This is a genomic window from Chryseobacterium sp. DZ-32, from assembly GCF_059587025.1.
Genome location: NZ_JCAIOM010000023.1, coordinates 1 through 12921, shown reverse-complemented (window position 1 = coordinate 12921; position 12921 = coordinate 1). Strand labels below are relative to the sequence as shown.

At 37.8% G+C, this 12921-nt stretch carries 12 protein-coding genes; 3 read left to right on the top strand and 9 right to left on the bottom strand.

Annotation, left to right across the window (positions count from 1 at the left end; all coding sequences use genetic code 11):
* Position 1: 1 nt before the first annotated feature.
* From AC59HC_RS20400 to AC59HC_RS20380, 5 genes are all read right to left on the bottom strand, one after another.
* Entirely contained in the window at positions 2-358 is a 357-nt protein-coding gene (locus AC59HC_RS20400; RefSeq protein ID WP_110011584.1) for a response regulator transcription factor, read from the bottom strand.
* Between the two features lie 11 nt (positions 359-369).
* The gene (locus tag AC59HC_RS20395) at positions 370-4296 is read right to left on the bottom strand and encodes a response regulator (protein WP_482400234.1); all 3927 of its coding nucleotides are present in this window, start codon (positions 4294-4296) and stop codon (positions 370-372) included.
* A gap of 403 nt (positions 4297-4699) precedes the next feature.
* Positions 4700-5515, bottom strand: coding sequence for a ferritin-like domain-containing protein (locus tag AC59HC_RS20390; protein WP_496559248.1), 816 nt, complete (start codon positions 5513-5515; stop codon positions 4700-4702).
* A 23-nt stretch (positions 5516-5538) separates the two neighbouring features.
* Positions 5539-6249, bottom strand: a complete 711-nt coding sequence (locus tag AC59HC_RS20385; protein ID WP_110011587.1) for a ferritin-like domain-containing protein — start codon at positions 6247-6249, stop codon at positions 5539-5541.
* Between the two features lie 78 nt (positions 6250-6327).
* A complete protein-coding gene (locus tag AC59HC_RS20380; RefSeq protein ID WP_110011588.1) occupies positions 6328-6897 on the bottom strand; it encodes a fasciclin domain-containing protein in 570 nt (189 codons plus the stop codon).
* A gap of 401 nt (positions 6898-7298) precedes the next feature.
* Between AC59HC_RS20380 and AC59HC_RS20375 the strand changes: the two genes are divergently transcribed.
* Entirely contained in the window at positions 7299-7808 is a 510-nt protein-coding gene (locus AC59HC_RS20375) for an RNA polymerase sigma factor (protein WP_496559247.1), read from the top strand.
* A gap of 1 nt (position 7809) precedes the next feature.
* Positions 7810-8634, top strand: a complete 825-nt coding sequence (locus AC59HC_RS20370; RefSeq protein WP_496559246.1) for an anti-sigma factor — start codon at positions 7810-7812, stop codon at positions 8632-8634.
* 83 nt (positions 8635-8717) lie between these two features.
* Here the strand turns inward: AC59HC_RS20370 and AC59HC_RS20365 are convergent, their stop codons facing one another.
* From AC59HC_RS20365 to AC59HC_RS20355, 3 genes are all read right to left on the bottom strand, one after another.
* Positions 8718-10115, bottom strand: a complete 1398-nt coding sequence (locus AC59HC_RS20365; RefSeq protein ID WP_496559245.1) for an alkaline phosphatase — start codon at positions 10113-10115, stop codon at positions 8718-8720.
* 78 nt (positions 10116-10193) lie between these two features.
* On the bottom strand, positions 10194-11396 hold the full coding sequence (locus AC59HC_RS20360; protein ID WP_496559244.1) for a GTP-binding protein: 1203 nt from the start codon (positions 11394-11396) through the stop codon (positions 10194-10196).
* 3 nt (positions 11397-11399) lie between these two features.
* Entirely contained in the window at positions 11400-11738 is a 339-nt protein-coding gene (locus tag AC59HC_RS20355) for a MerC domain-containing protein (protein ID WP_202840548.1), read from the bottom strand.
* An 87-nt stretch (positions 11739-11825) separates the two neighbouring features.
* Between AC59HC_RS20355 and AC59HC_RS20350 the strand changes: the two genes are divergently transcribed.
* On the top strand, positions 11826-12215 hold the full coding sequence (locus AC59HC_RS20350; RefSeq protein WP_110011593.1) for a Fur family transcriptional regulator: 390 nt from the start codon (positions 11826-11828) through the stop codon (positions 12213-12215).
* 65 nt (positions 12216-12280) lie between these two features.
* On the opposite strand, the gene AC59HC_RS20345 is transcribed toward AC59HC_RS20350, so the two are convergent.
* Positions 12281-12766 (bottom strand): hypothetical protein, encoded by a 486-nt coding sequence (locus AC59HC_RS20345; protein WP_034697952.1) that lies wholly within the window; start codon positions 12764-12766, stop codon positions 12281-12283.
* Between the last annotated feature and the right edge of the window lie 155 nt (positions 12767-12921).

Genomic DNA, 12921 nt, shown 5'->3' with positions numbered 1-12921 from the left:
TTTATTTTGAAGAAAATCTTTTTATTCTTAATATCAATTCATTGGGACTGAATGGCTTTACAATAAAATCGGCTGCGCCCAAATCGAATGCATTCAATACTACTTCCTCCTGCCCCATACTGGAAAGCATGATTACCGGTATCTGCTTGCCCATGGTTTTAATGGCAGAAAGTATTTCAATTCCGGAGGCAAAAGGCATCATAATATCAGTGATAGCCAGATCTACCTCTCTCGTTTTAAGGGTTTCAATAGCGTCTTTCCCGTTTCGGGTCAGGATCACTTCGTGCCCTTCTTTTAATAATTTGTGTTCAATCGTTTTTAGAATCAGTTCGTCGTCTTCGGCGATTAGAATCAGCATAATTTGGTTTTTTATTGTATTAAATTTTTAATTAATTGTAATCCTTTTGTTATTTCCCGGATCATTTCTTTTTCCATGGAGATAAAATCTATGTCGGGTTCCGCTTTACTCTCCCAGCTGGCCGCATTTTTTGTAAGCGTTACCAATCCTGCTGTTCCTGCTGTTCCTTTGAGCTTATGAAGGATCAGTTTCAGATTGGTACTGTCTTTTTCAGCTGCGCTTTTTTTAATATCTTCTTCAGCCTGAGTAAGCTGTTGCATGACAAGATCCAGGAATATTTTTCTAAAATCTTCATCATCATCACCTATCTGTTCGTTCAGAAGATTTATATCAAGATCATTTTCTGTATCTGTGGTATTCTCGTCCGGAACATTATTCTCCTCTGGAATATTATTTTCACCAGGAATGTATTTTTTCAGTATTTCCAGCAGATCATTTTGTCTTAAAGGTTTAGGAAGGAAGTCATTCATCCCGGAATCCAGACACTTTTCCTTCTCTCCCAACACATTACCGGCAGTGACGCCAATAATTGGGATATCAGAATATTCCGGAAGCAAACGGATTTGTTTTGTAGCTTCAATACCATCCATTACCGGCATCTGGACATCCATTAAAATGATATTGAATTTTTTTCCCTGACAAAGCTGCCATGCCTGGAGCCCATCCGTAGCTTCTGTAAGCTCCGCATCAGGAATCAATGAACCTATCATTTTATGGTTGAGAACCATGTTAACCGGATTATCGTCCACGAGTAAAACCTGTGGTGACTGCATCAAAAAGGAAGATTCGGTTTCCTGCTGTGAAATGCTGGTTACGTCTTTTTCCGTATTTTTCACAGCCCGGCTTAATGTTTTATAGAGTTCTTCTGATTTAATAGGTTTTAACAGGAAGTATGAATCGCTTTCCTGACGGAAATAATTAATCACATCATGTTCTTCAGATGAGGTATGAAGGATAATCAAAGGTGAGGATTCATTCTGCTGATTAAACAGGTCTTTGATTTTTTCTATGGTTTCCAGCCCGGAAATAATTGGCATATGGTAATCCATCAGGATAACATCAAAGCGTTCTCCCGCAAGTAAGATCTGAAGCGCCTCCATTCCATTGGCAGCCAGCTTTGAATCTATATTTTTATAAGCCAGCATGTGCTGAATAATAATCCTGTTGGCTTCATTGTCATCTACGATAAGAACCTTATTGATTGGCAGCTCTTCATCTTCATGACGGTCGGACATTTCATAAGGAACCTCTATATCAAAATAGAAGACAGAACCTTTATGAAGTTCGCTTACCAATGACAAGCTGCTTCCCATATATTTCAGAATATTATTGGAGATGGTCAATCCGAGACCTGTTCCTCCATAGCGTTTGCTGATCGAGCTGTTTTCCTGGGTAAAGGCATCGAAAATATGCTGCTGTTTTTCCTTAGGAATACCAATTCCGGTGTCTCTTACGGAAAATCTCAGGGTGATATTTTTGCTGTCCAGATTCAGTTTTTCTACTTTAAGTTCTATTTCTCCCTGTTCTGTAAATTTTACGGCATTTCCAAGAAGATTGATCAAAATCTGTTTCAGCCTTGATTCATCCAGCCAGATTGTTTCAGGAAGTCCCGGTTCTATATTCAGCAGCAATTCTATATTTTTTTTCTGCGACTGGTAAAGGATAACATTGATTACCTGACTTACCATGTCGTAAATATTGGCTTTTTCCACAATAAGATCCATTTTTCCGGATTCTACCTTAGAAAAATCAAGGATGTCATTGATGATATTCAACAGATTTTCTCCTGATTCATTAATATAGTGGAGATATTGAGTCTGTATTTCGTTCAATGGAGTTTTTAAAAGAAGGTCGGAAAAACCGATTACCCCGTTCAGCGGAGTCCGGATTTCATGGCTCATGTTGGCCAGGAATTCAGTTTTTGCTTTGCTGGCAATATCTGCCATTTTCTTGGCATTTTTCAGTTCTCTGTTGATTCTTACTGAGGCTGTAATATTCTGGGCAGAAACAATAATTCCTCCTATAACATGATTGGAAAGATACCATGGTGTCACCTCTACGCTGTAATGCTGAATGATTTCTTTACCAGGAATTTCTATGGCCATGTCTTCATTCTTATAGGCCTTTCCGGCCAGTGCATCCTGATATATTTTTATTCTTTCATCCGGTACATTGGGCGATATCTTAAACATATTTTCACCAATAAGCCTGATGTCATTCATCTGAAACTCATCTTTCCAGCTTCTGCTTACAGAAACATAATTGAGATCTTTGTCAAACATGGCTACTGTAGCAGGTACGTATTTTACAAAAGATTGCAGCATAGCCTCTTTCCTGGCCAGCTCAAGGTAGATATTTTTGAAGGTATCAATATTCTGAATGATTCCATAGACTCTGGTGCATACTCCATCCTCAAATTCCGGGATCCCTTTTACCCTTACCCAGATCATCACGCCGTCATTCTGTATAAGCTGTAATTCTTCATCGTAGGGAACGCCTTCTTTTACAGCCTTTTCGAATAAAAACTCCAGCTTTTCCCTACTTTTTTCACTGTAAAAGCCCAGTGCATTTTCAAAATCGGGCTGGAAATCTCTATCTATTTTATGGATTTCCCTGGTAGACTGTGACCAAAAAACGGTATTGTTTTTCAGGTTGACTTCCCATCCACCCACCTGTGCCACAGCACTTGTCTGTTCCAGCATCTTTTTGGTTTGAACAAGGTCTTTTTCCAAACTTACTCTTTCAGTAACATTCAGGGCAGTACTTACCACATAAGGATTTCCTTCTTTGTTGATTTCCACAAGATTGTGATACATCCAGATCATTTCTTCACCTCCTTTTGTTTTCAGGATCATGGTTCCGAAATCTTCCTCGTTTTTATTGATTCTTTCGAGATATTGCTCGAGAAGGTGCCAGTTTTTTTGGGGAACAAGGTCTCTTAAATTCAATCTTTCTACTTCTTCGGAAGAATATTGCAGGGTTTCTCTTCCTTTTTCATTGACAGCAATGATATTACCTTCCATATCATGCATACTCATCAATCCTATGGCGTTTTCGAAGAAGCTTCTGAAGCGGCGTTCAGAGCTTTCCAGTTTAACCTTTTCTTCTATACGCTGGGTGATATTGATTCCGAAACAAAAAATCTCCGAGTGATTTTGATTGAGCTTTAAATACCATTCAATAATGATGGTTTGAGTATCATCTATCTTTGTTGAAGTCGTAAATGTAACTTCTTCATTGGTATCGGGAAGATTTTTGGAAAGCATTTGCAGCTGAGAATTGTGATTCCCTATCAGATCCATGAAATTCTGATTAATAACCTCTGCTTTATCTAATTGAAACACTCTCTCAAAAGTCGGATTCACATCCTTCAGCACAAAATCCTTATCCAGAACACAGATCAGATTATTGGAAATGGTAAAAGTCTGCTGAAAATACTCAGCCTGGAGATTTTTCCTTTTTCCCATGAGAACTTTTGTGACTGCCTCTCCTATTTTTTTCAGGGTTGAAATCTGATCATCTGTAATTGTTTTAGGTTTGTAGTCGATAACACAGAGTGTTCCTAATACAAATCCCTCATCATCAATCAGGGGAACTCCCGCATAAAACCGGATTCCACCTGCCAGAATAATTGCGTTATCAGAAGATCTTTCGTCTAATAAAGTATCGTTGATAATAACAATATCACCACTGGCGATAGAGTATTGACATACAGTATTCTTCCTGTCTACAAAATCAAGAGCAAGCCCCACACAGCTTTGGATAGTCTGGGTTTCGCTTTCCATCATGGCAATAAGCCCTGCCGGGCAGTCTGTCACCAGACACGCTGTTTCTGCGAAAATATCTAACTGGGGGTCTTTTTCAAGGTTTAAAAGACCAAAATACTCCAGTTTCTTCATTCGGCTTTCTTCATTCGCAGGAATTGGATACTTCTTCATATATTATATCAACAATTAGAGACTTTTCTTTTTTGATTATTAAAAAATGATAATCAAGGCCTTAAAGTTTATATTTTAAATATTTTTAAGCGCTTTAAATTATTATTTTAATAAGTAAACCAAATTACAAAATAATTTTGTATTGTATTGCAGTAAATTTGTTAATAAAGCTATATGTGTATTTATTTTAAATTAGCTTACGTGAATTCTGTATTTATATTGAAATAACGAGCATTATGAAAATAAAAGCACCATAAGTGAATATGGTACTTAAAAGATGAATCGGGATGAATATAAGATATTGATTGTGTGTTTTCTTAAGGCCTGAGGATTGATTTAGAAAAAAGTCCATTCCCTGAAAATACGGAAATGGACTCACCACTTATTATCATCCAAATCACAACTATACTATGAACAGGGAAGCAATGGCTTGTGCATCGCTACCGCTTAAAATTTCGTCGTAGGCTGCAGAACCTGCTGCGGCACCAAATAAAGTTCCGGTATTATAACCTGCCTGGTTGGTATTTTCTTCTCCTGCATAAACCGGATTGGTGGCGGAGGGCATACTTCCTCCGTTGGCAAGCTCAATCCATCCTTTATTCGCTCGCATTCTTCTTACCTGTGAGGCATGTCTGGCTTCAACGGAGTGAATCTGTAACGCTGCCTGCAGAACCACTTTGTTGGACATCACATTTCCTGCCTGCCCTTTGTAAGCTCTCACTCCGGTATCTTCAAAAGCCTGCGCAAGGATAAGAAACTGGTTATAATCTGTAAAAGGCATAAAGTTTCCGCCGGCTGTAAAGTCAAAAATAGGTTTATTTCCGGGAGTTGTTCCTAAAGAAGTCAGTGTACTTTTCAAAAAACTTACATGAGCCGATTCATGCTTCGAAATCTGCATAAAAACAGTTCGGTCTCCATTGGGAATCAGTCCCGGGGTTGACAAACCTATGCTGTAATATTCATTTTCAAGATATTCCAGTACCAGCGCTAGTTGTAAAGCATCTGTAAGTGTACTTTTTAAAGCAGTACCTGTTAATGCTGTTTTGGTAGTTTCTGCTTTGGCAGGAGTGGCCATTATAGCACCCAAACCAAGGGGTACAGCTGCTGTAGCTGCTTTTTTCCCGAATAATGAAATATCAGTAATCGTTTCTAATCTTGATGCTTCCTTGGTGAAAAATTTATCATCAGAAAGTTTATCCAGTAATCTAAGAATATTCATAATGTGAGTTTTTAGGGTGATGTTTAGTTGATTCCTCTTTCTTTCCAGGTAAATGGTGTTTTGATAAATGCTCCGGCAGCCATTACGATATCTTTCGGCTCTTTGGCAAGATCAAGTCCGTTGGCGTCGATCACATCATCTCCTGAAAAATCTGCAGATCCGGGATTGATTAAATTTCTGATGGCAGAAGCATGTCTGGCTTCCACAGAAACTATTTTACCGGCAATAACGAGATAAGCCGGATTGGAAATGTATTTTCCTGCTCCATTGTAAGCTGCAACACCGGTATCTTCCAGTGCCTTTGCTGTAGCCAGTACTGAATTTCTATCATTAAAATTCACATTCGGATACTGAAATTCAAGCTTGGGAAGCACATGATCTGTAGCACCACTAATGGCAACTTTGAAAAAATCCCTGTGAATCACCTCATGATGATAGAGGTCTGTAAAAATCTCTTTTTCAATACTGGAAATTCCTGTATAAAAATTGTTGACCACTTTTGTATAAAAATCTGCTTCAAGCTGTTCCAAAGCATAGGCATAATTTAATACCCCTACATCTCCGGTTCCAAGATCGTACTTTGATTCTTCTATAATCTGGAAGTCATCATCATCATTACATCCGATGATGGTAAGGCCTGCAATAGCCAATCCTACTCCACTTAGTTTTAAAAAGCTTCTTCTGCTGGTATCAAGGGTTGCACCCTGATTAGAAACCTGAATTGTTTTTTTCATAGTATTTATTTTTAGTGTTGGATAAATAAGAGATAAAAACAGCATATTGGAATATGCTGTCTGAAATCTTAGAATTTGTTATGGCATCAATACTGTATCAATTACATGAATCACTCCATTAGACTGGTTCACATCAGCAATCGTTACTTTGGCGCTGTTTCCTTTTGCGTCTTTTATGTAAAGATTTTTACCTTTTGTCCAGAATGTAAGATCTTCACCCTGTACAGTTTTCATCATGCTTTTTCCGTTTCCTGCTTTTACAGCGGCCCATATTTCTTTAGCGCTATATCTTCCCGGAAGAACATGATAGGTTAAAATAGAAGTAAGCATCGCTTTATTTTCAGGTTTTACAAGGTTTTCTACGGTACCTTTCGGAAGTTTGGCAAAGGCTGCATCTGTAGGTGCTAATACTGTAAAAGGTCCCGCACCCTGTAATGTTTCTACCAGTCCGGCAGCTTTTACCGCAGCGACAAGGGTTTTGTGATCCTTTGAGTTGACTGCATTTTCAATAATGTTCTTAGAAGGATACATAGGAGCTCCCCCTACCATTACTGTTTTTTCTTTCATCGTTTGTGCAGTTACCTTCCCACTGAATGCAAATGATAGAGCTACCATTGCTAGAACTGTGATTTTTGATTGTGTGTTCATTGTAGTTATTTTTTTGTTAATTATATTTAATTCGTGCTTTTAATGTCATTTACGAGGTTGGTTTTATTTTAGATTGAAAAAAAAAGCAAATTTATTTTAACGTATTGATTTTTAGTCTTTTAATTTTAAACTCGTATTGATTTTATAATACTTTCGATTTTTAAAAACCGTTTTTTAAACCAATTCTGAGGTACAATAATGATATTCTCAATAGGATTATTCTATAGCTTTACAGGTTAGAATTTCTGATATTGAATATTTTTCAATGATTTATATAAAATTGTGTACGAAATAAAAGATGTGTTAGATTTTATTGTCTATGTGTTTTATTTTATTACATTTGGAAAGAAAAAATAAAAGCTATTAAAACAACCTATTCTGAAGAGGAGCTTATCGTTTTATTGAAAGAGAAAAACGAAACTGGTTTTCATTATCTGTATGACCACTATTCCGGTGCGTTGTACGGGATTATTCTTCGGATCGTTCAGTCTAAGGAATATACCGAAGAAGTGATTCAGGATGTTTTTGTTAAAATATGGAATTCTATCCATCAGTATGATGCTTCCAAAGGGAGGTTTTATACCTGGATCATCAATATTGCCAGGAATACAGCCATTGATTATTTAAAATCAAAAGCTTTCCAGAATGAGCTTAAAAACCAAGCACTTCCGGATTTCGTATATAATACTGCAGAGCTTTCAACGACTAACCATTCTTCCGATTATATCGGATTTAAAAACGTGCTGGAAGGTCTGGAAACAGATAAACAGGAGCTCATCGACCTTGCTTATTACCAGGGATATACTCAACATGAAATATCAGAAAAACTGAAGATACCGCTGGGAACGGTAAAAACGAAAATGCGGAATGCGCTGATGAAATTAAAGGATTTGCTAAAAGATTATCAATAAATTGAACACTAAAGAATACATATCATCCGGAATTATAGAATCTTATATTCTTGGCCATGCTTCTCCTGAGGAAGCAGGGATTTTGGAGTGTGTGATGAAGAATAATGCTGAAGTAAAAGAAGCTTTTGAAGAAGCACAGAAGACTTTGGAACATCTTGCTACAGCTCAGGCTGTAACACCTCCAAGTGATTTGAAATCGAAGATCTGGAACAAAATTCAGCAGGAACAGGTTGTTGAAGAAATAACTCCTGCTCTTCCGGCAGTTCTTCCTGAAGTAAAAAAAGAAACAGAAAATACTACAGAAAGAAATGATTTCAGGAAAAATACACCCTGGAAAACATATGCCATAGCAGCTTCTGTATTGTTCCTCGTAAGTGTTGCCGGAAATGTATTCTGGATGAACAGCCAGTCTGCCAGTCAAAAAGAAATAGCTTTAATGATAGCTGATAAAAAGCAGAAGGATCAGGCTATGGAAAAAATGAACCGAAAGATGGATATGCTTTCCAATCCCGATATGCAGATGGTTATGCTGAAGGGCGTAGAGAAGCACACAGACGCCAAAGCAATGGTTTTCTGGGATAAAAAAACAAAAGAAGTGTATCTGAATGCGGAAAAACTTCCTAAAGCTCCCGAAGGAATGCAGTATCAGCTCTGGGCTATAGAAGATGGAAAACCGGTAAATGCAGGAATGTACACCGAAGATAAAGACAGCAGAATTGCTTTGGCCAATATTCCCAAAGCGCAGGCTTTTGCCATTACACTTGAAAAAGCAGGTGGAAGTAATGTTCCTACCATGGAAAATATGTTTGTAATGGGGGAAATCTAAACCCCTGTTGATACAAAACAAGGCGGACACAATCAATCCGCCTCGTATCTCCCAAATAATTAAATATGAAAAAATATGAATGTCTAAACCAGACAGGCCTTCAGCATCAGATCGTGAAGGTCTGTATTTTTAATAAACGGCTGTAAAAGCTCATTTCCTGGGCCGTAAGCAGCGACTTCCACGTAATCTCCGGAATGATCCATACTGATCCATCCTACGGAGTTTCTGCTTTTCTGAATTTCTGAATACAGTTTAAAAGGTAGTTTCTTGTAATTATAAAGTCCCGCTTCCTCTTTTTCAAGACCATTGTAGAAACTTAGCATATGTCTGGCTTCATCGTCATTCAGAGTAATTTTGTTGCCTTCATAAATCCAGTCTTTAATATCTTTTACCGAATCATCTTTGTTAATCTTGTTCAGAATATATTCATTGGTGTATTTGTATTCTGAAATGCTGTTAAAATGCGTAGTAGCCTCTGCTCCGTAAATAGTTCCCGGATTAGCATTTCCATGGTCTGTAGTGATGATGACTAAAGTATTTCCGTCTTTTTCGGCAAAATCCATAACTGTTTTTACCGCTTCATCAAATGCGAGCTGATCATGGATGAGTGCCGCTACATCATTGGCATGGGCAGACCAGTCTACTTTTCCGGCCTCGATCTGAAGGACAAAACCTTCGGGATGATCTTTCATCTGACGGATAGCAGTACCGGCCATTTCAGCAAGAGTGGGTGTATTTTTATATTCCGGAAGATGAGCTCTGTCGATGCTGTAAGGCAATGCCCCTGTATTGAAAATACCTAGCAGCTTCTCCCCTTCATTGACATCTTTCAGATCATTTTGTGTTTTCAGAATTCTGTATCCTTTTTTGCTGTAAACAGAATAAAGGTCTTTTTTATCTTCTCTTTTGGCAGGATTAAAAAATTCGTCTCCACCACCTAACAGCACATCGAGTTCAAGCTCGGCGTACATTTCAGCAATTTGAGGTTCAGCATTTCTTTTCGAAGAATTTACACAGAATCCGGCAGGAGTAGCATGAGTAATGGTTACCGTAGTCACGCAGCCTGCTTTTTTTCCTGCTTTTTTATATTGCTGCCATATCGGAAGATGTTTCTCTCCATTAGCTCCGATGTTTAAAACTCCGTTTTTCACTCTGATTCCTCCTCCAAAGGCCGAACTTGCGGCAGCAGAATCTGTCACAACAGAACTTGCTGAAGCGGTGTCCATCAAAGCACGGGTTACCTTTTTATCATGATACAGATTAAGCCAGTTACTTCCTTTTCCTAAAATATTCCGTGAATACAGATCTGCCATTGAAAGTGTTCCAAGGCTCATCCCGTCACTTACCATGAAAATGATATTCTTCGCTTTTCCTTTCTGGTGCAGTTCCGTATTTTTCCCGAAGCTCCATAAATCAGATGGTGATAAGGTCAATAACCCTGAAAGTAATGCAGATCCTTTTAGAAATTTTCTTCTGTCCATATTGTTTTTGAAATAATGCTGTAAGTTATTGTATTTAAATTTTTATCGTAACATTGTTGCATTAATTAAAAGTTAATTTTAAATGTTCTTTGGAAACGGATCTTCAAAACTTTGTTTTTTGTCAAATAGTTCCTTTTCCCTTTCATTAATAAGACATTGCTGAAGATCTGCCAGCATCTGATTTTTGTCCAGATTCTGCCCGATAAACACCAGTTCATTGATTCTGTCGCCCCAGTTTTTATCCCATCTGCTTTCTATAAACTTCTGATTATCTGAAAATGAAGAATACTGAACCCTGTGACTCATTGGCATGCTGCACCACCAGACTCCTGCTTTTTCGAGCCTGAATGAACCTCCTGCCTGAGAGAAATTCAATGCATCGTCAGGTCTTGAAGCCAGCCAGAACAGGCCTTTTGCTCTGATGGTTCCTTCCGGATAATGATGGTTCAGATATTCCCAGAGTCTTATAGGATGGAAGGGTTTTTTATCTCTGAAAACAAGTGAACTTATTCCATATTCTTCAGTTTCCGGTGTGTGATGACCGGATTGTAACTCTTTTTGCCAGCCAGCGGATGACTGTGCTTTTTCGAAATCAAAAAGCTGTGTATTCAAAATCTTTTGAGGATCAATTTTTCCAAACTCTGATTGTAAAAGGGTCGCCTCCGGATTTAACTTCCTGATTGCTGCTTTTAAAAAGCCAAGTGTCTCAGTATTGATAAGATCTGTTTTGTTTAAAATAATCACGTTGGCAAATTCAATCTGATCGGTCAGAAGATTAACAATCGTTCTGTAGTCGCCTTCCATATCAGTAAGATCGCGGTCCATCAGTAGTTCATTAGATCCAAAATCTTTCATGAAATTAAAACAATCTACAACCGTTACCATTGTATCTACATAACTGAAACGGGAAAGATCTATTCCGCTCTCTTCATCAATATAAGTAAAGGTTTGAGCTACAGGAATCGGTTCACTGATTCCCGTACTTTCGATAAGGAGATAATCAAAACGGTTTTCACTGGCAAGACGTTCTACTTCTACCATAAGATCTTCACGAAGTGTACAGCAGATGCATCCGTTACTCATTTCAACAAGCTTTTCTTCTGTTCTTGAAAGCGTGTTTTGATTTTCAACCAGGCGTGCGTCGATATTAATTTCGCTCATATCGTTCACTATCACAGCTACTTTCAAACCTTGTTTGTTGTGTAGAATATGATTCAATAATGTCGTTTTACCCGCTCCCAGAAAGCCGCTGAGTACCGTTACAGGAAGTTTCTTAGTCATGTTTTAATGTTTATGATTTTTAAAATTGATGATATGACCTGTAATCAAACCGACAGCTCCGATATAGATCAGAGGAAGATGAACTTCAAACAGAAAATCTGTCAATATAGAAATGAAAATAAGGCTTAATGATATCCAGAACTGAAACTTCAGCCACCGGTTTTCCATTTTCTTTGTTATTCTCAATACCACAACGGTTCCTATAAAAAGGAAAACCAGGTCAATATAAGGATTATGGGAGATTCCCAATGGAACAATTAATAGCAGTGGAAAGACAATACAATGAATCAGGCATAAAACAGCAGCGGAGATTCCTACAGCATCAAGAATTTTTGATTTCATAATAGTATGGATTAATTTTTCTTATCTTAACTTTGTTGCAAAAGTAGAAATAAAAATTCAAATAACGCAACTTTGTTGCATTAAAATATGAAACAGGTCAGAAATACTCACGCCAAAACTGAAATTTTAAACCTTATTAATAGTTCGGATGTTGCCCTTACCCATTCTGATATTCAGAAGAAACTTGGAGATCTGTGCAACAGAGTAACCATCTACAGGGTCCTGGAAAGGCTTGAAAACGAAGGTGCGATACACAAGATCGTCAATATTGATGGTGTAGTGAATTTTGCAAAGTGCAGTGGAAAATGTACCCATGAACAGCATTTTCATAATCATGTTCATTTCAACTGTAAGGAATGTCATTCCGTTACGTGTATTGAAAATGCTATTCCGGAAATCAGTCTGCCGGAACATTTTATTGCACAGGAATATAATTTTATTATCAGCGGGATATGCCCGAAATGTGCTGATGCCTGAAAAAGAAAAAGGCAGAAAAGCGAATATGCTGATCTGCCTTTTGTTGTACTGAAATATAAATTCTGTTATAAAGAAGAAATATAGACTTCTATCTTGGTACCATCATAATTGAAGGTTCCGTCAGAATTCTTTTTGCCCAATACCCATTTCATATCCACAGGTACTGTCCATGCCGATCCTAATGAAAATCCGTTCACAGATCTGATTTCATTTCCGTTTCCTGTAGTAATTGCTGAGTGAAAGAATGTTTTATCAATAAGCCTGTAAAAACCAATGGCCTTCCCTGCCGGAATGGGTGTGTATCCGTCCCATTTTTCTCCAGCAGGATAATTGAATAAGGTTAACCATTTTTGTCCTGCAGATTCGGCAAGCTGAGTAGGACTTATCCTGGCACCACGCATATACAATGCATAGGCAACCACATCATGACATACTCCACTGTTGTATTTCGAAATATTCTCTTCCCCAGAGAGAATGGAATGAGCAACGGGTGCTCTTTCAGATAGGGATAGCTGAGCCTTCCTGGCTCCTTCTGGTGTTATAAATGACATATTGTAATATTTTGTTTGGTGACGTAAAGATACGGCTTTAAAATTTAATCACTTATGTTAGAAAATATTTTAAGTTTCGGCTCCTATGTTTGCAAAAGAATAAATTTACATACAAAGCAAAAGGGGTGAGAGAACAGTTTTGGCTAAATAACTCA